Origin of the sequence: Clostridium sp. UBA1652 (assembly GCF_002320975.1) — a bacterium.
Lineage (GTDB): Bacteria > Bacillota > Clostridia > Clostridiales > Clostridiaceae > Clostridium_T > Clostridium_T intestinale.
Genome location: NZ_DCLI01000022.1, coordinates 46,387 through 72,920 on the forward strand (window position 1 = coordinate 46,387; position 26,534 = coordinate 72,920).

Annotated in this window: 25 protein-coding genes and 2 other annotated features; of the genes, 17 read left to right on the forward strand and 8 right to left on the reverse strand. The window is 29.2% G+C overall.

Features of this window, described 5'->3' with window-relative positions:
- Positions 1–23: 23 nt before the first annotated feature.
- On the reverse strand, positions 24–1,013 hold the full coding sequence (locus tag B3N22_RS03760; RefSeq protein WP_414632219.1) for an LCP family protein: 990 nt from the start codon (positions 1,011–1,013) through the stop codon (positions 24–26).
- Positions 1,014–1,172: 159 nt separating this feature from the next.
- On the opposite strand from B3N22_RS03760, the gene galU reads away from it, so the two are divergent.
- Positions 1,173–2,048, forward strand: coding sequence for a UTP--glucose-1-phosphate uridylyltransferase GalU (gene galU / locus B3N22_RS03765; protein WP_286904975.1), 876 nt, complete (start codon positions 1,173–1,175; stop codon positions 2,046–2,048).
- Positions 2,049–2,131: 83 nt separating this feature from the next.
- Here the strand turns inward: galU and trpS are convergent, their stop codons facing one another.
- From trpS to B3N22_RS03780, 3 genes are all read right to left on the reverse strand, one after another.
- A complete protein-coding gene (trpS, locus tag B3N22_RS03770) occupies positions 2,132–3,130 on the reverse strand; it encodes a tryptophan--tRNA ligase (protein WP_286904977.1) in 999 nt (332 codons plus the stop codon).
- A gap of 75 nt (positions 3,131–3,205) precedes the next feature.
- Positions 3,206–3,436, reverse strand: a binding site (T-box leader).
- Positions 3,437–3,616: 180 nt separating this feature from the next.
- Entirely contained in the window at positions 3,617–3,772 is a 156-nt protein-coding gene (locus B3N22_RS03775) for a lmo0937 family membrane protein (RefSeq protein ID WP_021803142.1), read from the reverse strand.
- A gap of 68 nt (positions 3,773–3,840) precedes the next feature.
- Entirely contained in the window at positions 3,841–4,911 is a 1,071-nt protein-coding gene (locus B3N22_RS03780) for a GerAB/ArcD/ProY family transporter (RefSeq protein ID WP_286904979.1), read from the reverse strand.
- A gap of 97 nt (positions 4,912–5,008) precedes the next feature.
- Between B3N22_RS03780 and B3N22_RS03785 the strand changes: the two genes are divergently transcribed.
- From B3N22_RS03785 to B3N22_RS03820, 8 genes are all read left to right on the forward strand, one after another.
- Positions 5,009–6,406: a spore germination protein gene (locus B3N22_RS03785; protein WP_286904981.1), complete on the forward strand. Its 1,398-nt coding sequence runs from the start codon at positions 5,009–5,011 to the stop codon at positions 6,404–6,406.
- 2 nt (positions 6,407–6,408) lie between these two features.
- Positions 6,409–7,530 carry a Ger(x)C family spore germination protein gene (locus B3N22_RS03790; RefSeq protein WP_286904983.1) on the forward strand — a complete coding sequence of 374 codons (1,122 nt, stop codon included), beginning with the start codon at positions 6,409–6,411 and terminating at the stop codon, positions 7,528–7,530.
- A gap of 122 nt (positions 7,531–7,652) precedes the next feature.
- On the forward strand, positions 7,653–8,795 hold the full coding sequence (locus B3N22_RS03795; RefSeq protein ID WP_286904985.1) for an AlbA family DNA-binding domain-containing protein: 1,143 nt from the start codon (positions 7,653–7,655) through the stop codon (positions 8,793–8,795).
- 51 nt (positions 8,796–8,846) lie between these two features.
- Complete coding sequence (locus B3N22_RS03800; protein ID WP_073020658.1) at positions 8,847–9,269, forward strand: hypothetical protein; 423 nt, start codon at positions 8,847–8,849, stop codon at positions 9,267–9,269.
- A gap of 125 nt (positions 9,270–9,394) precedes the next feature.
- Positions 9,395–10,615: a tyrosine--tRNA ligase gene (gene tyrS, locus B3N22_RS03805; RefSeq protein ID WP_238903787.1), complete on the forward strand. Its 1,221-nt coding sequence runs from the start codon at positions 9,395–9,397 to the stop codon at positions 10,613–10,615.
- A 98-nt stretch (positions 10,616–10,713) separates the two neighbouring features.
- Positions 10,714–12,882 carry a hypothetical protein gene (locus tag B3N22_RS03810; protein ID WP_286904988.1) on the forward strand — a complete coding sequence of 723 codons (2,169 nt, stop codon included), beginning with the start codon at positions 10,714–10,716 and terminating at the stop codon, positions 12,880–12,882.
- 5 nt (positions 12,883–12,887) lie between these two features.
- Positions 12,888–13,151 (forward strand): EscU/YscU/HrcU family type III secretion system export apparatus switch protein, encoded by a 264-nt coding sequence (locus tag B3N22_RS03815; RefSeq protein WP_073020664.1) that lies wholly within the window; start codon positions 12,888–12,890, stop codon positions 13,149–13,151.
- Between the two features lie 5 nt (positions 13,152–13,156).
- Complete coding sequence (locus tag B3N22_RS03820) at positions 13,157–13,846, forward strand: metallophosphoesterase (protein ID WP_286904991.1); 690 nt, start codon at positions 13,157–13,159, stop codon at positions 13,844–13,846.
- A 40-nt stretch (positions 13,847–13,886) separates the two neighbouring features.
- Here the strand turns inward: B3N22_RS03820 and B3N22_RS03825 are convergent, their stop codons facing one another.
- Positions 13,887–14,861 (reverse strand): methyl-accepting chemotaxis protein, encoded by a 975-nt coding sequence (locus B3N22_RS03825; RefSeq protein WP_073020668.1) that lies wholly within the window; start codon positions 14,859–14,861, stop codon positions 13,887–13,889.
- Positions 14,862–14,893: 32 nt separating this feature from the next.
- Positions 14,894–15,676, reverse strand: coding sequence for a DUF2225 domain-containing protein (locus B3N22_RS03830; protein ID WP_286904993.1), 783 nt, complete (start codon positions 15,674–15,676; stop codon positions 14,894–14,896).
- 111 nt (positions 15,677–15,787) lie between these two features.
- Between B3N22_RS03830 and yjbM the strand changes: the two genes are divergently transcribed.
- The 5 genes from yjbM to B3N22_RS03855 all read left to right on the forward strand — a co-directional run bounded on the left by yjbM (position 15,788) and on the right by B3N22_RS03855 (position 20,825).
- Complete coding sequence (gene yjbM, locus B3N22_RS03835; RefSeq protein WP_073020672.1) at positions 15,788–16,585, forward strand: GTP diphosphokinase; 798 nt, start codon at positions 15,788–15,790, stop codon at positions 16,583–16,585.
- A gap of 139 nt (positions 16,586–16,724) precedes the next feature.
- Positions 16,725–17,501, forward strand: a complete 777-nt coding sequence (locus tag B3N22_RS03840) for a hypothetical protein (RefSeq protein WP_286904996.1) — start codon at positions 16,725–16,727, stop codon at positions 17,499–17,501.
- A 21-nt stretch (positions 17,502–17,522) separates the two neighbouring features.
- Complete coding sequence (locus B3N22_RS03845) at positions 17,523–18,641, forward strand: AAA family ATPase (protein WP_286904998.1); 1,119 nt, start codon at positions 17,523–17,525, stop codon at positions 18,639–18,641.
- A gap of 13 nt (positions 18,642–18,654) precedes the next feature.
- The gene (locus B3N22_RS03850; protein ID WP_286904999.1) at positions 18,655–19,989 is read left to right on the forward strand and encodes a vWA domain-containing protein; all 1,335 of its coding nucleotides are present in this window, start codon (positions 18,655–18,657) and stop codon (positions 19,987–19,989) included.
- Positions 19,990–20,174: 185 nt separating this feature from the next.
- Complete coding sequence (locus B3N22_RS03855) at positions 20,175–20,825, forward strand: hypothetical protein (RefSeq protein WP_238903804.1); 651 nt, start codon at positions 20,175–20,177, stop codon at positions 20,823–20,825.
- Positions 20,826–20,880: 55 nt separating this feature from the next.
- Here the strand turns inward: B3N22_RS03855 and B3N22_RS03860 are convergent, their stop codons facing one another.
- On the reverse strand, positions 20,881–21,210 hold the full coding sequence (locus tag B3N22_RS03860; protein WP_021803125.1) for a HesB-like protein: 330 nt from the start codon (positions 21,208–21,210) through the stop codon (positions 20,881–20,883).
- 208 nt (positions 21,211–21,418) lie between these two features.
- Here B3N22_RS03860 and B3N22_RS03865 point away from each other — a divergent pair, with 208 nt between their 5' ends.
- Positions 21,419–22,153 (forward strand): polyamine aminopropyltransferase, encoded by a 735-nt coding sequence (locus B3N22_RS03865; protein ID WP_286905002.1) that lies wholly within the window; start codon positions 21,419–21,421, stop codon positions 22,151–22,153.
- Between the two features lie 47 nt (positions 22,154–22,200).
- Positions 22,201–22,965, forward strand: coding sequence for a type I 3-dehydroquinate dehydratase (gene aroD, locus B3N22_RS03870; RefSeq protein WP_286905004.1), 765 nt, complete (start codon positions 22,201–22,203; stop codon positions 22,963–22,965).
- A 44-nt stretch (positions 22,966–23,009) separates the two neighbouring features.
- Here the strand turns inward: aroD and leuS are convergent, their stop codons facing one another.
- Positions 23,010–25,460, reverse strand: a complete 2,451-nt coding sequence (leuS, locus tag B3N22_RS03875) for a leucine--tRNA ligase (RefSeq protein ID WP_286905006.1) — start codon at positions 25,458–25,460, stop codon at positions 23,010–23,012.
- Between the two features lie 54 nt (positions 25,461–25,514).
- Positions 25,515–25,721: a binding site (T-box leader), on the reverse strand.
- Between the two features lie 106 nt (positions 25,722–25,827).
- Here leuS and B3N22_RS03880 point away from each other — a divergent pair.
- Positions 25,828–26,019, forward strand: a complete 192-nt coding sequence (locus B3N22_RS03880; protein WP_349676610.1) for a YccF domain-containing protein — start codon at positions 25,828–25,830, stop codon at positions 26,017–26,019.
- The last annotated feature ends 515 nt before the right edge of the window (positions 26,020–26,534 follow it).

Here is a 26,534-nt window from a genome sequence, read left to right on the forward strand (position 1 = left end):
CTATTGCAAAAGGCCTTCCAAAATTAACTTTCAAATATAAATTGATGCATTTGTTCAATAGTTTTTGCCTTATCAAAGGTTTGATAATACACTCCATTAATCATTTGACCAGCACCATTATCATCTCTAGGGAATCTATCTTGAACAAATCCACCAGATAAAGATACTGATGAAGTAGCGAGTTTTAAAATCTCACCACCATCTAAGCTAGTCTTTACTAATGGTAATAATTCATTTAATATTGATGGATATTGAGTTTTATTTGTTGATTTTATAGTATTAAACAAAGCTTCAAGAATTATTCTATGTCTATGAGTTCTTTCTTGATCTCCACCGTCATATCTTATTCTAGCATAAGCTAATGCCTGAATACCATTAACATGTTGAGGACCAGTGCTAGTTATATTAGCAGCATTTGTTTTCTTTTCTGCATTAAGACTATCTATATATCCATTTATGTATTTTAAATCACCTGAGGTTATATCTAGATTTATACCACCTAATTGATCAACTACTTTTGGTAAACTATCAAAATTAACTGTGGCAAAATCTTTAATATTTAAATCAAAATTTGTATTAATAGTACTTATAGATAATTCAGGACCACCAAAAGCATACGCATGGTTTATTTTATCTTTTCCATGACCTTTAATATCAACATATGAGTCTCTCATGATTGATGAAAGCTTTAATTTATTATGTACATTATCAACGGTTAGAATCATTATAGAATCAGAACGACCTGTCTCACCATCTTCTGAATCTATACCTAATAAAAGTATGTTTGTAATATCTGTATTTTTATATTTCTCTTCAACTTCTTTAGAAATATCTAACTGTTCTTCATCAATTTTTACACTATCTACTTTTCCAATTAAAGATGCTGCATATCCTATTCCAATGCCTGCAATTATTAAAACCACTAACAGAAGAGATAATATAATCCATTTCTTTTTATTTTTCTTCTTCTTTTTATTAGGGCCTTTACTTCTTCTTTTTCTATCCTCCACAATAATACACTCCTTCCCATGATTTGTATTTTAACACAATCGTATCTTAGTGTAAATTACAAATTTATTTCAATAAATAGATACATTGTAAAATATAGACTTTCAATAAAATTATATGGTAATATTTTATTGAGATATTTAATTTATGAGAGGAGAATTAGTATGAAAGTTAAAAAGGCTATAATTCCAGCAGCAGGACTTGGAACAAGATTTTTACCTGCAACAAAGGCTTTACCTAAAGAGATGTTACCGATAGTTGATAAACCAACCATGCAGTATATAATAGAAGAGGCAATAGCATCAGGAATAGAAGAAATATTAATAATAACAGGTAGAAACAAAAAATCCATTGAAGATCATTTTGATAAGTCCATAGAACTTGAAATGGAGCTAGAAAAGTCAGGGAAACAAGATTTATTGGATCTAGTAAGAGATATATCTGGAATGGTAGATATTCATTATATAAGACAAAAAGAACCTAAAGGATTAGGGCATGCAATTCTTTGTGCTAAAACTTTTGTCGGAAATGAACCATTCGCAGTACTTCTAGGGGATGATGTAGTACATAGCGAGAATCCATGTTTAGGACAGTTGATAGAGTGCTTTAATGAATATAAAACAACCATACTTGGGGTGCAAACGGTTCCTGAAGATGATGTAAATAAATATGGGATAGTAGATGGTATCCATATTGAAGATAGGGTTTATAAAGTAAAAGATTTAGTAGAAAAACCGTCTAGAGATGAAGCGCCTAGCAATGTTGCTATTCTTGGAAGGTATATAATAACACCACAGATATTTAACATACTAGAGAAAACTAAACCTGGAAAAGGCGGAGAAATCCAGCTTACAGATGCATTAAAAGAACTTATATCTCAAGAGGCTATGTATGCATATGATTTTGAAGGAAGACGATATGATGTTGGAGATAAACTAGGATTTTTACAAGCTACAGTAGAGTATGCCCTTAGAAAAGATGATTTAAGAGATGCATTTTCAGAGTATTTAAAAACTAAACCATGGGAAACCGTAAAATAATTTCAGTTACTATTATATTATACAAATATATAAAAACGTCAAAACTTGTTTAAGTCTTGACGTTTTTATATGCCTTAAATTAATTACCTAGGAATAAGGCCTATTTTCTTTTGAACTTTTCTTAGGATTTTATTAGCAGTATAATTTGCTTTTTCTGCTCCTGTTTTATATATGCTTTCCAGATAATTTTTGTCTGCCAAAAGATTTTTGATTTTTTCTTGTAAAGGGGTTAATTCTTCAATTATACTTTCTGCGACATCGCTTTTTAATTGAGCGTATCCTTTATCAGAATAATCAACAGCTATTTCTTCTGGGGAAGTTCCCTTAATTGAACTTAAAATGTTTATAAGATTTTTTATTCCAGGTTGTTCATCAGAATAATTTATTTTTCCAACGGTATCTGTAACAGCTCTGCTTATTTTCTTTCTTATAACTTCAGGAGGATCCAATATTAAGATGTATGAATTAGGATTCTCGTCTGATTTAGACATTTTCTTTTCAGGCTCTTGTAAACTCATAATTTTAGCACCTGCTTTAGGTATATAAGGCTCAGGTATTTTAAAGGTTTCACTGTAGGTATTATTAAATCTATTTGCTATGTCTCTAGTTAGTTCTAAATGCTGTTTTTGATCTTTTCCAACTGGCACTAAATCAGTGTTGTAAAGTAATATATCAGAAGCCATTAATACAGGATAATTAAATAGTGCAGAACCTATTGAATCCCCAAATTTTTGTGATTTATCTTTATATTGAGTCATTCTGCTAAGCTCTCCCATATATGTGTTACAGCCAAGTAACCAAGAACATTCACTATGAGCAGGAACATGAGATTGAATAAACAGAGTATTTTTTTCTGGATCAATTCCTGCACCTATATATATAGCTAATACTTCTAAAGTTCTTTTTCTTAAATCAGCAGGTGTTTGGCGAACTGTAATAGCGTGTAAATCAACTACGCAAAAATAACAGTCATATTCATCTTGTAACTTAACCCAATTTTTTAAAGCTCCTAAATAGTTTCCTATAGTTAAATTTCCAGAGGGTTGAATCCCGCTAAAAATAACTTTTTTTCTTTCATCCATAAGTTGGTTCTCCTTCCATGTGTGTTTAATAGGAAATATCAAATTTAAAATATAAAAAAAGCCCTATGGAAAAGTCCATAGGGCGTTATTTACGCGGTGCCACCTAAATTCAAGAGTAGTAATCTCTTCTTTGAAGATACATTCATATCCTGTCTATATAACGTTAGACAAACGTTTTAACCTACTAAAAGTTTCAGTTAAAAACCTCAAAGATCCATTCAACTTAAGTATACATACTGCATCCCACCATAAACAGCTCTCTTAAATGTAACTTTTAAGTTTACTACTTCTTTTCACAGGTTATAATATACTTTTATCTGATGTCTAGCCACTGTAACACTCCCATCGTCTATTCAAGCGGGAGATAACATTGGCACGACCCTAGATAAGTTCAACTAAGATTCAGCTAAGAATCAAACCTCACCTGAATCAAGTTTCACTTGATAATATAATTATATGTTATTAATAGGAATAATGTCAACCAACTCAATAATTCTTTCTTCTTCCAACAAGAGCATCTATTATAAAGACTATAGCAGCAATAACTAGTAAAACATTTATTGCATAGCCACCTACTTTAAATAGAAGACCTAATAGCCAAAAGAAAACAACTATACCTCCAAGCCATTTTAAGAATCCCATTATATCACCTCCATTTAAATAGGATATATTAATAGTATGTCTAATAGAGCCTAAATTAATGTACAGGATCATTTAAGTTTTTTTCTAATACTATACAAAAATGAAGCTATAACTGGAATTATTAACATAAATAAAATATTTATTAATGTATAAAACTCTAAGAATAAACTTAGCGTAAAGATATTTTTACATAGGTAATAACTAATAATATAGTTAACTATAGATATTGTTATAAAAAATTTATTAGAATTTTTGATTTTGTCTTTATAGATAATGTAAATAGCAAATATACTAAGTAAATACTTTATTATAAAGCCTAATACATTTTGTAAAAGAACAAAAAATTCACCACTCTCAAAGAATTTTCCATACTCGACTCTTTGAGCTTGAGTAAACTCAGGAAAAAATATATTAGCCCCTCTAAAATGATTAAAAAAGCCTATGATACTCAAAATTGAATAAGTTGAAATTACTGATATTATAATCATAGTAGGAATATAATACTTTTTTAATTCATTTTTTTCTTCAATTTTTTTTATATAAGGCAAGGTTATTCCAAAAGAAGAGAAATAGCCCAATATGTATATTACTGAAAGTAATGAATTGAAATTCAATGGATTACCAAATACAGGGGTAACATAGTTAATTTTGATATAGGGTATAAATAAAAATGCTAATATTAACATACACAAAAACATAGTAGCAATAGAAATTAAAGAAAGCCTAAGGATGGATGAGAATCCCATACAAAGCATATAAGCAGACGCTGATATAAAAAACAGTAATGCAAACCAAGTAGGCGTTTCAATGAATACAGTGTTGTGTATTGAAGTTGACAATATAGAGACACTTTCAACAGCATTAAACATTAATAAAATCGAAAAGCAAAACAAAAATATTTTTCCTAAATATTTTCCGTAGGAAGATTCAAAGAAATCATTCATACTTGAAATATTGAATTTTATAAATACATTAATTATATAATAACCTAAAACACCAATAAGTATGGATGAAAAAAGAACTAATAACCAACTATCTCTCCCCCCTGATGATAAAAATAGTATTGGATATGTCTTTATAGATATTAATGTAACGCACAAGATCAAAAATATATGGTGTTTACTTGTGTATTTTTTCAAAATATTCACCTCTTAATTAGTAACTTTTAAAAATAGTATTTGCAAATTTGGGAATATTAAACCTAGAAAGGAAAAATAATAAGGAATGGTGATGTTTATGAATAACTACTTAGATGAACTGAAAAAAACATATGAAAATACCTTTGACGTAAAATATAGAGATATAGAGACACCGCTTGGAAAAGCAACATTGATATTTATTGATGTATTATGTTCTAGCGCATTTATAAGTGAATATATAGTCGCTCCGTTAACTTCTAAAAATTATTCTATTAAAAATGTTGATGATATATTAACTAAAGTAATAACAATGAACTTAGCAGGAACTGTTAAAGATATGAAAGATGCTAATGAACATATCTTAATGGGTGATGTTGTTATTGTTTTTGAGAAAAGTGATACTATGATTTATTGTGAGACTAAGAGTTTCGTTAGAAGAGGAGTAGGGATTCCTTTAACAGAGTCAGTAGTTAAAGGGCCAAGAGAAGGGTTTGCTGAAGCTTTTGTTGATAATGTTGCATTAATAAGGAGAAGAGTAAGAAATGTAAACTTAAAGCTTGAACCTCTTATATTAGGAAAAGAATCGAATACATCAGTGTGTATAGCGTATTTAAAGGGGCTTGCTCCAGATAATTTGGTACAGCAGGTTAAAGATAAAATACAACAATCTAATTACAACTTCTTACTAGATACAAATTATATAGAAAGCACATTAACTGAAAAAAGAAGTCTTTTTGATACCATAGGATACTCAGAAAAGCCCGATGAGATTTCTGCAAAGATAATGGAAGGTAGAGTAGCAATAATAGTAGATGGTACTCCTTTTGTAGTAACTGTACCGTATTTTTTCGTGGAAAATTTTCAAACTCCAGACGATTATTATTTAAATAAATACTTTGCTAATTTTACACGAATATTAAGATGGTCAGCATTTTTTATAGCTATGTTTTTACCTGCCTTATATGTAGCGTTTATAACTTATCATTTTGGAATGATACCTACTATGTTTATATTTAGAATGGCTGTTGCAAGAGCTGGAGTGCCATTTCCAACTTTCGTTGAAATTATCCTAATGATGTTATTCTTTCAACTTATAAAGGAGGCAGGACTTAGATTGCCTCAGCCTATAGGAAGTTCTATGAGCATTGTATCGGCTTTAATATTAGGAGAAGCTGCTGTAGGAGCTGGGCTAGCTTCTAGAGTAACGATTTTGATTGTTGCAATAAGTACCTTATCATATTTCTTAATACCAAAGACCTATGGAGCAATATCTTTATGGTCAATTATATTAGTAATAGTAGCGTCTTTATTTGGCATACCTGGATTTATTATAGGATCTATGATATTGATTAGTCACCTAGGTTCATTACAGAGCTGTGGCTATTCATTCTTGTTCCCATTAGGAAGTATAAAAAGATACGGATTTAGGGATGTTATACTAAGAGGTAACTTAGAGGATATATCTAAAAATGTAATAAAGGATGAGGAGGAGTAGGTATGAAACTAAGAAAATATGTGGCTTTACTAATTATTATTATTACGACAACCTTCTCATTTACAAGCTGCTATAATTATCAAGATATTAATAAAGTTACATTTGTTACTGCTTCAATAATGGATATAGATGAAGATGATAATGTTTTAATATACTTGGAATGTATAAATCCATATAGAAGTACTAATGAGAGTTCAGATAAAGGGCAAAAGATGATATATGTAGGAAGAGGTAAGACTTATCTTGAAGCAATTAGGGATGTTAACAGAACCTCAGCCTATAAGATAAATTTTTCTCAAAATAGAGCACTTATATTTACAGAAAATGCAGTCACAAAGGGGATAAAAAAACATATAGACTTAATTAATAGAGACCAGGAGTTTTTAGTAAAACCTTATATGTTTATATATTACGGAGCAGTGGAGTCATTACTGAGTTATGGGCAAAATAAAGACGAATATTTAGGCTTGTTTTTAGATGAGTTAACTTTAAAAACCAAGGCTACTCCTAGAGTTATAACTGAAAATACAAATGATTATCTGACTGAAAGGTTAGCTGGTAATGGAATAGCGTTGATGGGAGGTTTAAAGTTTAAAGAGGAGCTAGGAAAAAGTAATTTAGAGTTATTTGGAGGAGGAATATTAAAAAATGACACTTTAGTTAAAAATATAGATGTTGAAGATACTTTAAGTTATAATTTCCTAAATGATAAAGTAAGAACAGGAACCTTAGAAATAAAAAACCCCCAAGCACCTAATGAGTTTATAACTTTAGAAATTCTCAAAAGTAAAACAAAAACAGCCTTAGAATATGATGGAGAAAGAATTAATTTATACAAAACTGTCTATTTAACAGTTACTATTGCAGAATCTCAGCATAGATTAGTTATAGATGATACTGTAATAGAGATTTTGAAAAGAAATGAGATTAATAATATGAAACAATTTCTTAATGATGTTTTTAATAAATATAAGAATGAAGGGGTAGATATATTTGAAATAGATAGATTGTTAGAGCGGAAATATCCTAATTTGGTTTTGGAAGATACGATAGGAATAACAGATTTAATACTAAACATAAAAGTTGATATTGAAGGAGCTACTAAAATAAAAAATACATATTGAATATGGATATAAGTCATTTCTAAAGTATAACTAATTTATATTTTAGAAATGACTATATTTTTTATACTTATTTGGTTATTATATAATATAATGTATATAAGGAACTAGTAAGGGGCATAGTTATGGATAGAAAGAAACTACTTTCTTTAATAAAAAGAGATGAAGGAATAAAATTAGATTATAAACAGAAAATAGATATAAATTCTGAGTATGGTAAGAAAGAACTAGCAAAGGATATATGTGCTATTGCTAATTCAAGAGGGGGAAGAGGTTATCTTATAGTTGGTATTGAAGATAAAAGTAAAGAGATAACAGGATATGAAAAGCAATACTCTTTTACTGAAGAGCAAATACAACAAATCATATCAACAAGATGTGAACCACCTATACCAATTAAAGTTGATGATATTTATATAGATGGAAAAGCAGTATCTGTAATAACTATATATGATGGGCAACAAAAGCCTTATCAAATAAGAGAAAATGGTGCGTTTTATATAAGAAGAGGCTCAACTACTGATGTAATGAGAAAACAAGAGTTGCTTTCATCATTTCAAGAAAATTTGAATCTTATTTTAGAATCCTATCCAGTTATAAGAAGTAGTCAGGAAATATTAGATAATGATACTATAGAAAAGTATTTTAAAAATAAGGGGATAATCTTAAATAGTGATAACAGAGAATTTTTACTTGAAAGTTCATCTATAATATATAAAGATAGAGATTCAGGAAAATATTGCTGTACTTTTGGTGGTTTATTGGTATTTTCTAATTTTAATAACTTGTATATTCCCCATAATATGGTTAGAATAAAATTAAACAATAAAAACAATATAGTAATAGTTCAAGGCAAATTATTAGATATAATAGACAAATGCGAAAAAGTATTATCTGAAGAATTACCCAATAATTATCCTAAAGAGGCTGTAATTGAAGCATTGAAAAATGCGGTATTGTATAGAGATTATACGCATACAAATAGAGATATAGAGATAATTATTAGCAGGAAGTCAATAAGTGTGATTAGTCCAGGAAATTTGATCTATTCTAAAGAATCTAGTCAAATACCAAATGATTTAAGCAGAAATTCATGGCTTTATGAGAAATTAATTACTTTAGATGATAAAAAGAGATTTTTGCAGACCAGAAGGGGCTTTTATTTAATGAGAAATTCTTTTACTGGAAAAGGGAAAGTAAAAATTATTAATTCAAAGGCTGAAGGAACCTTTAAGGTCATTTTTCCAGGAACATCTGTGTTTGAATAATAAAAAAATAGAAATATCTATTTTTTATTAAATATATAAGGGGTGGTACCAATGATTCATGTATTTTGTGGACAACGAGGATCAGGAAAAACCAAAAAGCTTATAGATTTGGCTAACGACAATGTTCAATTTGCAAGAGGAGAATCAGTTTATATCGATGATGACAATAGAGCTATGCTAGTTTTAAATCGAAATATACGATTTATTTCAACAGATGATTTTAAGTTAAAAGATTATGAAAGTTTTTATGGCTTCTTGTGTGGGCTTATATCTGAAAATTATGATATAGAATATATCTATATTGATGAGTTATCTAATATTGTAAGAGGAAAGGACCTATGTAGCGCTAATTCTTTATTTGAGAAAATTAATGAATTAAGTAGGAGGTATGAAGTTAAGTTTTTTATAAATCTTAATCATGATTGCGAAGATTTACCTGAGTTTATAAAACAGTATAACTATAATTACAACTAAAATTGAAAACAATTACCTTGATATATAAAGCCCCAATGGGGCTTTTAATTTTAAGTATATGTTGATTAATAAATGAATTATTTATATACTAATATTATCTTTGTATGAGTTCTAGGAGGAATAGTATGGAAACAGTTTTGGATGAATTAATGGAACGTGGGTATATAAAACAATTTACTCATGAAGCTGAAACAAGAGAATTATTAGAAAAAGAAAAGATTACATTTTACATAGGATTTGATCCAACAGCAGATTCACTACATGTAGGGCACTTTATCGCAATGATGTTTATGGCACATATGCAAAAAGCAGGACATAGACCTATAGCTCTTCTAGGAGGAGGAACTGCAATGGTTGGAGATCCTAGTGGAAAAACAGATATGAGACAAATGCTTACAAAAGAACAAATAGAGTCTAATGTTTCATCTATAAAAAAGCAAATGGAAAAGTTCATTGATTTTGAAGATGGCAAGGCTCTAATTGTAAATAATGCAGATTGGTTATTAAATTTAAACTATGTAGATTTTTTAAGAGAAGTAGGAATGCATTTTTCTGTTAATAGAATGCTTACAGCAGAATGCTTTAAACAAAGACTTGAAAAAGGATTATCCTTTTTAGAATTTAACTATATGTTAATGCAAGGATATGATTTTTATGTATTAAATAAGGAATATGGATGTAAAATGCAGCTTGGTGGAGATGACCAATGGTCCAACATGATAGCTGGTGTTGAATTAATAAGAAGAAAAGCAAGTAAAGATTCTTTTGCAATGACTTGCACACTACTTACTAATAGTGAAGGTCAAAAAATGGGTAAAACAGTAAATGGAGCATTGTGGTTAGATCCAGAAAAAACTTCTCCTTATGAGTTTTATCAATATTGGAGAAACGTTGGAGACTCAGATGTTCAGAAATGTTTATCCTTATTGACATTTGTGCCTATGGATGAAGTAAGAAGGTTAAGTAGCTTAGAGGGTGCAGAAATTAATGAAGCTAAAAAAGTTTTAGCTTTTGAGATTACTAAATTAGTTCATGGAGAAGAAGAAGCTAATAAAGCTAAAGAAGCATCAGAAGCCTTATTTGGTTCAGGCGTTAATATGGATAATGTACCTACAACTACTATTTCAGAAGATAGTATAGGAAAAAGCATATTGGATGTATTAGCAGAATCTAAAATTGTTCCATCAAAGGCAGAAGCTAGAAGATTAATACAGCAAGGTGGACTTTCAGTTAATGGAGAGAAAGTAGTTGATATAAAGAGAGAGCTTACTATTAACGATTTTCAAGATGGTTCAGCACTTATTAAAAGAGGAAAGAAAAACTATAATAGAATAGTTGTAGAATAAAAATTGAAAGCAATAAGATTTTTTAACTTATTGCTTTTAGTTTTGTATAATAAGATACGATAATAATATATAGTATTTTGTATGGGAGTGGAGCTAAGATGCCTGGTATTTGGAATATAAATTCAGTATATAATGTAGGTTCAAAAAAATTATCATCTAAGTTAACATTTGAAGTAGGTGAAAAATTTGCAGGCAGAGTAATGCGGATTAGCCAAAATAAAGGAGAGTTTACAATAAAGCTTCTTGATGGCTGGCAATTCATGGCGCAAGTCGATGAAAATTTAACACCAGAACAATTAGAAGGACTACTAAAGTTTCAGGTACTAGGGTTTCAAGATGGGAAATTAAAATTAAAATTAGTTAGGCAAGAAGATAAAGCAACTAGTGAGGAGAACAATCCACTCAATGCATTAATTAAATCTCAAGGTTTAGCGAAAGAAGAAATTGAAACTTTAAAGCAGTTAGTAAAATTTAATATACCACTAACTAAAGAGAATATATCAAAGTATTCGTCTATATTTAATTTCAACGAAAAAATAAAAGTTGATGAAAAAGAAGTAGATAATTTTATAAATAATTATATTTCAAGTAAAAATATCCCTATTGACTCAGAGGAATCTAAAAATATTAGGGAAAAACTACAAAGTTTTTTTAAAGAATTTAAAACTATGAAAGCAGAGGATATTTTAACTTTTATAGAAAATGATATAGATTTAACCGAATCAAACATAAAGGCGTTTAATAGGATATTTAAAGGTGAGGAGTCTATAGAAAAAATTATTTTGAAAGCTCCTGTAGAAGGAAGTAGTATAGAAAAAAATATTGATAGCGATGAGATTGTAAAATTAAATGTAAAAAATACAGAAGATTCTATTAATAAGGAATTAAAGAATATATCACCCAAAGAAGCCTACGTAAATTCAAATAAAGAGAAAAAAATAAGTGTTTTAGATATGTTAAGAAAATTATCAGGAGATTTTGAGGAAATTAATAATAATAAATCAGTTGACTTAAACATAGATAATAAGGTTAGTGGTAAGGATATAATAGTAAGCAAAGATAGTGTTATAAAATATCTTAAAGATAACAATATAAACACAGAACTAATAACGGATAAGGATATAGAAACATTTGTAGAATTAATAAAAAATCAAACTCCAGAAGAGTTTAATAAACAAGATTTAAAATCAACGAACATTCCATTTAATACAACAAAAGAGATAAAGGCGTTGATAGATTTTTTAGGAAAGCAAGTGAGTATATCAGAAAATTATGGGGAAGATGATGGGAATAAATCATCAATTTTAAAAAACAATGACTTCTTACAGGAAAAAGAATTAGGTAGTGATATACAGAAGTTGAATCAACAGTTAATAAAAGAAGGTTTTACAGATAAAACTTTAAGAGACACAATTATAAATTATCTTAAGGAGAATAATGTAAGCAAAAAACCTATAACGGATAAGGATATAGAAGCATTTGTAGAATTAATAAAAAATCAAACTCCAGAAGAGTTTAATAAACAAGATTTAAAATCAACGAACATGCCATTTAATACAACAAGAGAGATAAAAGATTTTATAGATTTATTAAAAAAACAAGTACCTACTTCGTCAAATGATAAGGGAAATGAGATAAGTAGTTCATCAGGTTTAAAAAATGACGAACTGGTACAAGCAAAAGAGTTAGTTAGTAATGTAAATAAAGCTATTCCAGAGATGATAAAAGAAGGTATTAAAGAAAAAGCTTTAGACATTAAAGATATAATTAAAGAGGTTATACTATCTTCTAAATATGGAGATGATGAAGGTGAAGCCTTTAATAAGGTTATGGAGTTTATTAAAGGTAATACAGCAGAAGTAAAGGTGTTTAATTCAGTAAGCAATAATTATTATTACATGAATATACCTTTAAAAGTGAAGCAAGATGAATACGAATGTAAGCTTATAGTTAAAGATGAAAGAGGAAAAGGGAAAAAATTAGATTCTAGCAATATAAAAATGATTGTATCTGTAAAAACATTAAATTTAGGAAATGTGGATGCATATATAAAGCTTCAAAACAAGAATTTAGATATTGATTTAAAATGTTCAAAGGAATATGTTAAAATTCTTGATAAAGAAAAAAATAAACTTATAGAATCATTAAATACCATAGGATATAATAGTAAAGTAATAGTATCTAGAGCCATAGAAGAGGTTAATATAAGTACATCAAGGGAATTTTTTAATTCTACTAATCTAGTTATATTAGATAGAAAGGTGTAAGGATAATGAAACAGAGAAAAAAAGCAGTTGCACTTAAGTATGAATTAAATAATGAAGCTCCTATAATAACAGCAGCTGGTATGGGACCAATAGCTGATAAAATAATTGAAAAAGCTGAGGAAAGTGATGTGCCTGTAGTTTATAATAAGGAATTAACCGATTTATTATCAAATGTTGATATCGGAAAAGAAATTCCTGAAGATTTATATGAGGCTGTAGCATATATTATTGCGTTTGTAACAGATTTGGATAAAAAGAATGAAAGGTGAGTATTATGGCATTATACGCTATATCAGATCTTCATTTATCTTTTAGTACGGATAAACCTATGAGTATTTTTGGAGATAATTGGATAGGGCATGAAAATAAAATAAAAAAAAATTGGGAAGAGAAAGTCAATGAGAGTGATACTGTTTTAATTGGGGGAGATATATCTTGGTCAATGAACGCAGATGAATCTAGAGAAGACTTAAAATGGATTAATGCTCTTCCAGGTAGGAAGATAATAATTAAAGGTAATCACGATTATTGGTGGAGTAGTATAACAAAGCTTAATTCGCTATATGATGGGATGAATTTTATACAAAATAACTATTTTAGTTATAATGAGTGGGCAATATGTGGAACTAGGGGATGGATATGCCCTGATAGTGATAAGTTTGCGGAGAAGGATAAGAAAATATATGACAGGGAACTTATAAGGCTTAGATTATCTTTGGATGCAGCCAAAAGAGATGGATATGAAAAATTTATATGTATGATACATTATCCTCCAACTAATGAAAAATTTAATTCATCAGGGTTTGTTGAAATTTTTAATGAATTTAAAGTTGAAAAAGTTATATATGGTCATTTACATGGTCCAGCTCTTGGTAAGGTAATACAAGGAACATATGATGGAGTTGAATATATTATGACATCCTGTGATTTTATAAATTTTGACCCAGTTAAAATAATGGATTAGTATAACATAAAAAGGAACCTATTAAAGGTTCCTTTTTATGTTATTTATTTATAATATTTAAAATAGATTCTATGGAATCATGAAGATCATTACAAGCTTGAGAGTCTATTTTTACTGCAGCAGAAATCTCTTGAGTTAAAGCTGTATTTTCAAGAGTTATAGTTTCTAAATCTCTAACTAGACCAATGGAATCATCTTTATTAGCTGCAACAGAAGTTAGATTTTCAATAAATTCATCTATTTCAGTAACAGCCTCATTAATAGATGTTTTAATATTTTTAAAAGTTCCTTTAGTTGATTCAATAGCATCTTGTTGAGAGCTTAATGCAACATTTCCAGTACTCATAGCTGTAGAAGCACTTAAAATGTCCACCTTAATTTCCCCTAATAAATTAGTTATACTTTGAACAGCTTGCTTAGAGTTTTCAGCTAGCTTTCTAACTTCTCCAGCAACTACAGAGAATCCTCTACCAGCTTCTCCAGCACGTGCAGCTTCAATTGCAGCATTAAGTGCAAGTAAGTTTGTTTGGCTAGCAATCTGGCTTATAGAATCAGTAATTGAATTAACATATTCTAGCTTGCTAACTAATTCATTGATAGTATCAGAACTTACAGTAAACGCCTGTTTAAGTTCGCTTAAAGAATTATCTAAAGTATTTATAGTCTCAACACCTTGATCAGCAGAAGAATCTGTATCAAGAACCTTAATATGTACATTAGTTACGTTATAGGCTAACTCTTCTAGTGAAGCACCAATGCTTCGTATAGAACTACTAACATTAGATAATTGATCACTTTGTTTTATAGATGAATCTGCTAAAGAAGATACAGAGTCTTCTATGTTACCGATAGAATTTTTTAAACTTTCAGAGTTTGCCTTCGTACTTTGTAACTCTGAAGATATTGAATCTAATATAGTAGAATCATTAGTAGGTTCAATAATAGCGTTTTTTGAGGAAATATCTTGCGAAATTTCCTTAGGTTCAACATTTTTCTTTTTTGAGAATAAACTCATAGTAAAATCCTCCTAAGTTTTATTTGATAATATTATTTGTTTTTATAATCTTTTATAAGATCTTTACAATCTCTTGCAAGATCTTTAACTTTTTGAGGAACTCCAGGGGTCGTAATAACGCTAGAGAACCATCTTAATGCCTCATCATAATTACCAACTCTTCTATTTAATTCACCAATTAAATACATTATACTATATCTATGCATACCATATATAGGGAAATCCTCATTACTATATGCTTCGTTAAAACCATTCAAAGCTTGAGATAAAAATGAAATCTCGTTGTCAGTATCTTCTAGGAGCCTGTACATCCAAGCAGTTTTCAAACAAATCATTGCTTTAGTACTATTTTTTGCTTCCATGAATATAGCGTTAACTAAGGCTAATTTGAATCTCTCTATAGCTATTTTAGCATCAAAAACTTCAGGATATTCTCTTCCTTTCCATTTTGGAGTAATTGAGGATAATATAATTTCCTTTTGAAAAGCCTTTATTTTAGGAAAATCAGCTTTCATGGCAGTATATCCACAACTATTACAAACCCATACATCATATAGATAGGGGTTAATTACATCATAATGAATAAATAAGTCAGAATCTTGTCCCCTCATTCTAGGGGAATTAACTTTAACAGATTTAACCTTGAAAGAAGCACTACAAACAGGACAATCTACTTGTTTATCAAATATATGACTCATAGGGTCCAATTCTTTCTTCTCAACTATAGTCTGTTTTTGCTTTTTCTCTTCATATACTTTTAAACCGTTTAAATTATCGAATCCCAGATTCTCTAATCCGGAAAAAATGTTACCCATTGTCAACACCTCTGTAAAATTGTATTAATATCATTATATCATAAATTTTAATTATCAGAAGTACTTTATTTTGGTATAATAAATATAGATTTAAGGAGTAGGTGAGACAATATGGCGATAAATGACTGGAAAAAATTTCTGATACCCTATGAGCAGGCAGTAGAAGAATTAAAGATAAAACTAAAAAGTATTAGAAAAGAATATAGAAAGAGAAAAGAATACTCACCAATAGAATTTGTGACAGGAAGAGTAAAAGAAGTTAGTTCTATGTTGGAAAAGGCTAATAAATTTGAAATTCCGTTAGATAGATTGCAGTATGAGTTAGAAGATATTGCAGGAGTAAGGATAATGTGTCAGTTTGTTGACGATATAGATAGAGTGGTAGAAATATTAAGAAAAAGAAGAGATATGCAAATTTTATATGAAAAAGATTATGTGAGAAATGTTAAAAGTTCAGGATATAGGAGCTATCACATGATAATAAAATACCCAGTTAATATGGCGGACGGACAAAAAGAAATTTTAGCAGAATTTCAAATAAGAACTTTGGCTATGAACTTTTGGGCAACTATAGAACATTCCTTAAATTATAAGTATAAACATCAAAAACCGCAGGAAATAATGTCAAAATTGAAAAGTGCAGCTGATGCAGCCTTTAGACTAGATGAAGAAATGCTTTTAATAAAAGATGAAATAAAAGATGCTCAAAAATTATTTGAAGTTAAGTCTGATGTAATATCCAGCATAATGAATAATATATTAACATTAATGGGATTAGGCAGAATAGCTGAAGCTAGCAGATTTCAAAATTCTCTTAATAAACTATTAGAAGAGGGAGAAATGTGGGAATTTAACAACTTACTGTTTTTAATTCAGCGAGAAATCGAAAAATATAAAGAATCTAGATAAAGGAAACTTCAAATATATAGAAGTTTCCTTTTTGATAACTATTATTAAGTAATAGATAAATTCTTTTTAGTGGTATATAATTATATTAAGAAAAAAAGTTATTTTATATTATTAACATAGAGAACGAAGGGAAGTAAAAATGGAGAAATATGATTTAGAAATAAAAATTAAGGATAATCCTATTTATATTAGAGAAATAGATAATCCTAGTGAAGATATTAAAATATTGGCAGTAAGAAAAAATGGAACAGTTATAAGATATATAAAAGAACCATCAGAAGCTGTGCAAATAGAGGCAATAAAAAGCAACCCACTTTCTATAGAGTATATAGAAAATCCAGCTGAGGAGGCTTCAATAATAGCTGTTAAAAGCTTATGGAATGCATTAAAGCTTATAAAGTATCCAACAGAAAAAATACTTAGAGCTGCTATAGAAACTAAGGGGTGGGCAATTCAGTTTGTAAATAATCCTAAAGAAGAATTTCAAATATTAGCTGTAGAAAATGATTATGATGCAATAAAATATATAAAAAAACCAACTGAAAATGTGGTGCTAAAAGCCATAGAGAACTACTGGGGGGCTATTAGATTTGTTGATAATCCATCAATGGAAAGCAAGAAAAAGGCTATATCATTAAATGAAGAAGCTATAAACTATATAAATTATACCTATGAAGAATTAGTTGAACTAATTGAAGTTAATATTAATGTAGTAAAGTACGTTTATAACGATATAAGCATTGATTTAGTTGTAGATATACTAACCAAAAAGGTTAGGGAAAATAGTATAGATGAGAAATACTTAAAAGATTTCCTAAATCTAGAGGTTTTAGAAATGGACAAAATAAATTTTATAAATAATTTTGGTAGTAAGACAGCAAGAAAAATCTTAGTTGATTATAAACTTTCAATTTAGCTTAAGAAAGGACGAAAAAAATTGAATTTTAGAGAAGCATTAAAAACAGTGGAATTAATTATAGAGGCCAAAGATGTACCACTACTAATTGGAGAAAGTGGAATAGGAAAAACATCATTAATAAAAGAATTAGCAAATACTAAGAATTGTGAATTAGTTACTATAGATGCAAATTTACTAAAGGAAGGAGAAATAGGAGGATTACCAACTGTAGAAAAAAGAGAATTTTTAGTGAAGGGAATTTCTAAGAGTAGAAAAGTAACTGAATACGCTACTCATTCAAAATTGATAGAGGTAGATAGTTATATAGAGCAAGGTAAGCAAGTGGTGTTGTTTATAGATGAATTAAATAGATGCGAACATACAGTTCAACAGGAACTTATGAATTTAATATTAAATAGAGAAATAAATGGATATAGCTTAAGTGAAGATGTTTATGTAATAGCGGCTATGAATCCATCTAACAAATATGATGATTATGAAGAAAGTGAATATCAAGTAATAGATATGGACCCAGCCCAAGAAGATAGATTTGTTTGGATCCAAATGGAATCAGAACTAAAAGAATGGGTAAGATGGGCTATGACAAAAGGGCAGATACATGAGCATATAATAGAGTTTATATCAACTTTTCCAGAATTTCTTCATACACCAAACTCTAAGGAGCATATAAAGGCTACCCCAAGAAGTTGGGAGAGGGTTTCTAAAGGCTATAAAGTATTTTTAAAGCATAAAGACTCTATGGCTAAAAATATATTCTTTAATTTGGTTAAAGGAAATGTGGGAGCTTCAATTGCTGGAGATTTTATAAACTTTTTAGACAATTTAAAGAATCCGTTAATTAAACCAGAAGAGGTGTTTAGAGAAAATATATTAGTATTTGATATTAAAGATAGAATCTCAAAGGAAAGTCATTCACGCCTATATATATTATCTAAAAATTGTTTGAATTATATTGAGTCATTATCTATAAGAGAAAAAGAGATATCTGTTTTTTCAGAGCTACTTAGTTTTTATCCAAAGGATTTAAGACTAGGAATAATGAAAGAAATAAAAAGTGATTACTCAAAGGAACTTTATGACGAGATGCTTGAGAATGAAAACTTCCTAGATGCATTTTTTAATATCTATTCTAATTAATTGGGGTGATATTATGGATTTTGAAAAAAATAGTAAGGAATTATTGAAAGTATGTTATGAAATAGAATCTCAAAATGATTTTAAAGATTATCATAAAAGGAGATTTTGGGAACTAATAGAGTTTATAAATATAAGTCTTTTATCCAGCGAAGATAATTTCTTTGGACAATTTATGATTCAGATTAAGAGGGAGATTAATTTTAACATTACTTGGCCCATAGCAACGGAAGTTACGCTGGAAGGCTATAAAATGCATTTTAACCCATTTTTAATGCTTCCTTTATCTCTTAAGGAAATGGAAGCACTTATAAAACATGAGATATATCATATAATGTATAACCATTATGAAAGGGAGCGTAGTCTAAAGAACAAAGTATCTACCTTAGCTATAAATATAGCAATGGACTTATCTATAAATCAGTATATAAAAAATCTACCTGCATTTTGTAAGAAGCTTCATACAGTAAACATAGAGTATGATTTAGATTTAAAAGAAGATATGCCAATTGAAGTCTATGCAGAAGAGATACAAAAGGCTATAGATAAAAGAAAAAATAAAAAGGTAATAAAAAAAGATTCTAATATACAAAGGTCTATAGACTTAGAAAGAGCTCATGAGTTATGGGAAAGAGGAGAGCTAACCTTAGATAATATTAAAGATATAAAGAAAAGAACCTCTAAAAGTGCATATAAAGGGAAAGCGCCTAAGGATATTGAAAAAATGATTTTATCTTTTGATGAAAAAGAAGAAATAGATTGGAAATCTCATTTAAAAAGATTATTGAATACCTCTAAGATAGGTTATAAAAAAACCATAACTAGAAAAGATAGAAGACAGCCTGATAGATTGGATATTAGAGGGGTGTTACCTAATAACATACCAGAAATATTAGTTGCTATAGATATATCTGCATCTATGAGTGATGGGGAAATAAAAAGCATAATGAAAGAAATATTAGCTTTATGCAGAAATAAGCTTGGAAGGATAAAAGTAATTGAATGTGATAACCAAATTAGGCGTGTTTATGAACTTAAATCTACTAAGGATATAAAACAAAGAATGAATAAAAGCGGAGCCACTCAATTTTCTCCAGTATTTAATTATATAAAAGAGAACAATTATAGAAATCATATATTGATATATTTTACAGATGGAGTAGGAGAAAAGGAATTAAAAGTTAAACCTATAAATTATAAAACTATATGGGTTTTAACCTCAAAAGATAATCTTTCATTAGATAAAAACTATGGTGTAGTTACAAGATTAGAAAAGGTACAAGTTGAAGGATATGGTTATGATTATGGACTACAGGCAGTGAGAGATGCTATACATGATTGGGCAAGGTAAATAAAAGAAGCTATTACAGGAAGTGATAGCTTCTTTTATTATAAGGAAATTGTTAACAAAGAGTTTATGGTAATATGGTTAAGTAAATGCTATTATTTCTATAGGGAGATAATAATTATTGATGTCAATAATTGTAGAAAAATGAAAGATGGTGTGGTATAATTATCAAAATAGGGGGGGATTGAATGAGACAATTATCCGTAAAGAATTGTTTTTTTATTGTGGTCATAATTCTTGTGATAAGCTTTTCATTAAATATTTATTTTGCCTTAGATAATAAAAAGTATGAGAAAAAGATAGGCGAAAAATCCAATAATGAAATTTGTTCAATTAAAGATAAAAATGAGGCCAATCTTATAATGCTTGAGATGGTTACAGAAAAGGGAAGTATATCTAAAAAAGACATAACTAAGCTATACTCTAATTACAATGATATTTCAAAGAATTTATATACCTTACTTGAGGAATATAATGAGTATAAAGAGGATAGGACAATATTTAATAAGAAAGTTGTAGAGAGTAATGGATTAATTTTAGATGATATTTATGCAAAGGGAAATACATTTATTTTATATATAATGGAGAATAATGAAACACAAAGTGTAGAAGGTACAAAAGTGTTTAAACTTAATGAATCAGATAAGGTTAATTTTAAAATGTTATATAATCTATCATTAGAAATTCAAAAATACTTTGAAGATCTTACTGAAAAGTTTCCTATTAGTGGGAATGAGTTTAAAAATGAAATTATAAATAACAAATTATGGATAGATATCTTAGATGATTTAAAGAAAATAAATGATAAATATAGTAGCTTTACTTTACCAGTAAAATAGAAATATAAAAAAGGAAGAAGTTCATTAAAATGAATTTCTTCCTTTTTAAATATTATTAGTGGCATCCACCACAGGTTCCACAACCGCTACTTTCAGATTCTATAACAGGTCTTAAACTTAATCCTCTTCCATCATTTTCATCAGTAGAAAGAATTATAAAACCGCCAAATTCATCTATAAGATTTTCTTCAGCAAAAAAAGTAATATCATTAACTTTTTCAACTACATCATTTTCTTTAGGTTCTTCAACTGATATATTAAAAGCAGGACCACTACATCCATAACCAGCAAGATTTACTCTTACGTTAAAATCAGTAATATCATTTTCACCTAAAAATCCTTTAAACTCAGTATATGCTTCTTCACTTAATATAAATTTATTCATCAACTTCACCTACTTATTTCAATTAATAATAATTATTAATTACATTATAGAATATTTTATAACAAACTTCAAGGGGGGATTAATAAAAAATATTTCTAAAAAATGTAAAACGTGTTATTATAGTAAAGAATGTATTTAATATAAGATCATTAATCATAATATATAAGATACAAGTAATTGACATTATAGTTAGAATGGAAGTGATTATGTGCTTTTTGATAGAGCATATTATATAGATAAAATAAGAGAATATAATAAAAAAATCAAATGTGAAAAAATTAATAAATTTGAAGTTTCTAAAATTGATGGATTAAAAGGAATAGTTCCTCATTATCTTTTTGAAATAAATGAGGAGATAGAAGAATCTATTATAGAATTAAGCGATAACACTAAAACATGGATGCGATTAACTCCATTAGAAATAGAAGGCTGCTATGAAAGTATAAAAAGAGCAAAAGGAACTGTTGGAGTAGTAGGATTAGGACTCGGATATTTTATTCAAGAGATATTAAAAAAGAAGGAAGTTAAAAATATAACTGTATATGAAACTTCAAAAGATGTTATAGAAATTTATAAACATAATTTTGGCGAAGATGATAGAATAGAAATAATACAAGAAGATGCTTTTAAAAGTCAATCAAGAAAGTTTGATTTCTTTTTTGTTGATATTTATGAATATAAATTGACCTCTAAAATAGCTGAGGATTATAAATTTTTTAATGAATTTCATGAGATAAAGGAATATTCTTTCTGGGGGGTTGAAAGGTTTCTGTTAAGTTGTACTATGGAGGATTTAATGCATTTATGTATTCCAGAAGAATGGATGGATATGGCAAGAGATTTATATGATAAATTTAATGATTCCTATTACTTTAACCAGTTTAAACCGCTAGACTATAAAGAGATAGAGAAATTATTAAATGCCTTTGAGCGAATATTATAAAATTATTGGAGAATAAGCTGTGGAGAACTATTGGGGGGATTAAGTAAATGGAGAAAGTAGTTAAAGTAAAAGATGTAGTGATTGGAGAGGGTTTACCTAAAATATGCGTTCCAATGGTTGGTGAAAGCCTTTCTGAGCTTTTAGAAGAAGCAAATTATCTAAAAGATTTAGATGTAGATATAGTTGAGTGGAGAGTAGATTTTTTTGAGCATGTTACTGATATAGAAAAAGTAAAACAAGCTTTAAAAGAAATTAGAGAAATATTAAGTTCTAAACCTATTATATTTACATTCCGTAGCAAAAAAGAAGGCGGAGAAAAAGAAATCAGTTCAGAATTTTATGTTGAATTAAATACAACAGCAGCAGAAACAAAGCTTATTGATATAATTGATGTTGAACTATTTAATGAAGAAAAAGATGTTAAAACATTAATTGAAGCAGCTCATTTAAATGATGTAGCAGTTATAATATCAAATCACGATTTTGATAAAACTCCAGCTAAGGAAGAAATAATAGCACGTCTTCGTAAAGCAGAAGAGCTAGGTGGAGATATACCTAAAATAGCGGTTATGCCCAATTCTGTTGAAGATGTAATTACCTTATTAGATGCAACAAGAATAGTTAAAGAGCAGTATATTGAGGGTCCTATAATTACGATGTCTATGGCAGGAAAAGGTGTAATAAGTAGAGTTTCTGGAGAATTATTTGGATCAGCTTTAACTTTTGGAGCTGCTAAAAAGGTTTCTGCACCAGGACAAATATCAGTAGTTGATTTACGCAATATAATTGAAGTACTTCACAATAATTTATAATATATATGAAAAAGCAGTAAGGATTAAGCCCTACTGCTTTAACTTTATTTAACAACTATATTTACAAGTCTTCCTTTTATAACTATTACTTTAACAACATTTTTACCATCAATAGCAGCTACTACTTGTGGGTTAGCTAAAGCCTCAGCTTTAATTTCTTCCTCACCTAATCCAGAAGCAATATTTATTTTAGCTTTGATTTTACCATTAATTTGAATAGCTATTTCAATCTCATCTTTAACTAAAGCTTTTGGATCAAAAGCTGGCCATGATTGGTTAAATATTGAGTAAGAATTACCTAATAGTGACCATTGTTCTTCAGCAAAGTGAGGAGCAAATGGTGCTAATAATTTTAAATAATCGTCTAAAGCCTCTTTTAAGAAGGATGCATTCATATCACTTTCTTGAGTGTACTTAGAAAGTGCATTTACAAACTCCATCATTCTAGCTATAGCTGTGTTAAATTGAAGTTTATCAGTATCTTCTGTTACTGATTTTATAGTATTATGTCTCCAGAAGTTTAATTCTTTCTCTGCCTTATCTAAAGTTGTTTTAGAATCTTTATTAGCTTCTATAAATTCTCTTGAAGTTTCTAGAACTCTCTCGATTCTTTCAACAAATCTATTTACAGATTTTATTCCATCATCGCTCCAAGCTCCACCTTCAGTATATGCAAAACCAAACATCAAGTACATTCTAAATACATCTGCACCATATTGTTTTATATAATCATCTGGAGATATAGTATTTCCTTTTGATTTACTCATTTTAAGACCATCTGGTCCAAGTATAAGACCTTGGTGAGTTAAGCTTAAGAATGGTTCATCAAAGTTTATATACCCCATATCTCTTAAAGCCTTGGTTACAAATCTTGCATATAATAAATGCATACAAGCATGTTCAGGTCCACCTACATATTTATCTACAGGAAGCATTTTGTTTATCATATCTGTATCAAATGCTTTTTCAGAATTATGAGCATCTGCATATCTTAAATAATAGAAAGATGAACAAACGAAAGTATCTAAAGTATCAGCTTCTCTTTTAGCTGCTCCACCACAACAAGGACAAGTTGTATTTATAAAATCCTCATTTTTAGCAAGTGGTGACTTTCCATCTGGGGCAAATTCTACATCATAAGGAAGCATAACAGGAAGATCTTTTTCAGGTACTGGAACAGTTCCACACTTTTCACAATGGATCATTGGAATAGGTGAACCCCAGTATCTTTGTCTAGATACTAACCAGTCTCTTAATCTGTAATTAACTTTTTGTTCTCCTAGGTTATTTTTCTCAAGTTTCTCAACAACCTTAACCTTAGCTTCTTCTGTTGTTAAACCATCAAATTCTTCTGAATTTACAAGCTTTCCATATTCACAATAAGGAAGTTCTTTAGAATCTCCATTTTTAGCTACAATTACTCTTTCTATAGGTAATTCAAACTTTGTAGCAAAAGCAAAGTCTCTTTCATCATGAGCAGGAACAGCCATAACAGCTCCTGTACCATAAGTAGCTAAAACATAATCTCCAACCCATACAGGAACAGTTCTTCCGTTAATAGGATTTATAGCATATGAACCAGTAAAGACACCAGTTTTTTCTCTAGAAATTGATTGTCTTTCTATATCAGACTGCTTTTTAGCAGCTTCTTTATAAGCTTCTACAGCTTCTTTTTGATCACTTGTTGTGATTTCATCAACCAATGGATTTTCAGGAGCTAAAACAACATAAGTAACTCCAAATAAAGTATCAACTCTTGTAGTAAATACATCAAAGCTTAAATCTGAATCCTTCATATTAAAAGTAACTTGTGCACCAGTAGATTTTCCTATCCAGTGTTTTTGCATAGCTACAGTTTTTTCTGGCCAATCTAAGGTATCTAATTTTTCTAATAATTCATCAGCATAATCAGTTATCTTTAAGAACCATTGAGTTAAGTCTTTTTTAGTTACCTCAGTTGAACATCTTTCACAGGCACCATCAACAACTTGCTCATTTGCAAGAACTGTATTACAAGATGGACACCAGTTAACTGGAGCTTTCTTTCTGTAAGCTAACCCTTTTTCATAAAGCTTTAAAAATAACCATTGAGTCCATTTATAATAATCAGGCTGGCAAGTTACAACTTCACTTTCCCAGTTAAACATAGCGCCCATAGCCTTAAGTTGCTTTTCCATAGTTTCTATGTTTTTTACAGTCGAATCCTTAGGATGTATTCCAGTTTTTATAGCATAGTTTTCTGCAGGTAAACCAAAAGCATCAAAGCCCATTGGTTGAAATACATTATATCCATTCATCTTTTTAAATCTAGCCCAGCTATCTACTGGTCCGTAATTGAACCAATGCCCTGCATGAAGCTGACTGCCTGATGGATAAGAGAACATCTCAAGGACATATAACTTCTTATCTAAATTTTCTTTATCAAATTCATATAATTTTGTTTCTTCCCACTTATCTTGCCATTTCTTATCAATGGAAGTTCCGTAGTTTCCCATAGTATTTTCCTCCTTAAACAATAAAAAAATAAAAACCCATCATCTCATAAAAAATTAAGAGACGAAAGGTTAAGTTCCGCGGTACCACTCTTGTTGAAATAACATTAATTATTTCCACTTGAAACTTTAACGCAGTTAACGTCTTTGCTTCTCACAAAGAAACTCCTAGACAAGTTCATATTTCTTCATTACTGCTTTTCACCAAACAACAGCTCTCTAAGAATGAAGTAAAATACTACTACTTCTAATCAATGCTTTAAAATATTACATTATCGTTATTATATTCTATTACAGAATTTAAATCAAGAAATTCCTTTGTAAAGATATTTAATAGCAAAAAGAATTAAAGGATAGTATAATATTAAAAATGAATACTGGAGGAGTAAGTTTAATTGCAAACATATTTTGGTTAATATTCGGTGGACTAGAGCTTGCTATAGGGAATGTCATTTCAGGAGTAATAATGTGTGCAACTATTGTTGGAATTCCTTTTGGACTACAGTTTTTTAAAATGGCGTCATTAAGTTTAATGCCATTTGGAAAAGAAATCAGCACTTAAATCCTGTAGAAGTCTCGCAGAGACTTCATTAAATTCCTTTTAAGTAGTTGTATTAAAATCATTATTTCGTTTTGAATATCTAAATATAATAAGTACTGCAAAATAGTTTTATAAATTGCTTTGTAGTATTTTTATTACTTTACTATTAACTACTCAAGTAGTCAAGCAAAAAGGCTGTTACAAATTTAATTTGTAATGGTCTTTTTGTTTTAAGAGAGAATCGCTTTAAATAGTAAAATTAAACATTAGGCTAAAAGTTATATAATATTAGGTGGAAGAGGGGGCCCAACATGAGGCCCAAGATGAGGCCCAAGATAAGGTGATTATAGAAATAAAATCTGGGTTAAAGAGTTAAAAGTATGAAGGAGCCAAGGGAAGAAGCTCCTACAGGTTAGAAGTTAAAAGGAATTTGATGGAGCTGCACTACTGTTTTGTAGAGACTGTCATTTAGTCTCGCTAGATTCCTTTAAGAAACGCTCCTACAGTGAAGAAGCTAAAAGGAATTTGATGGAGCT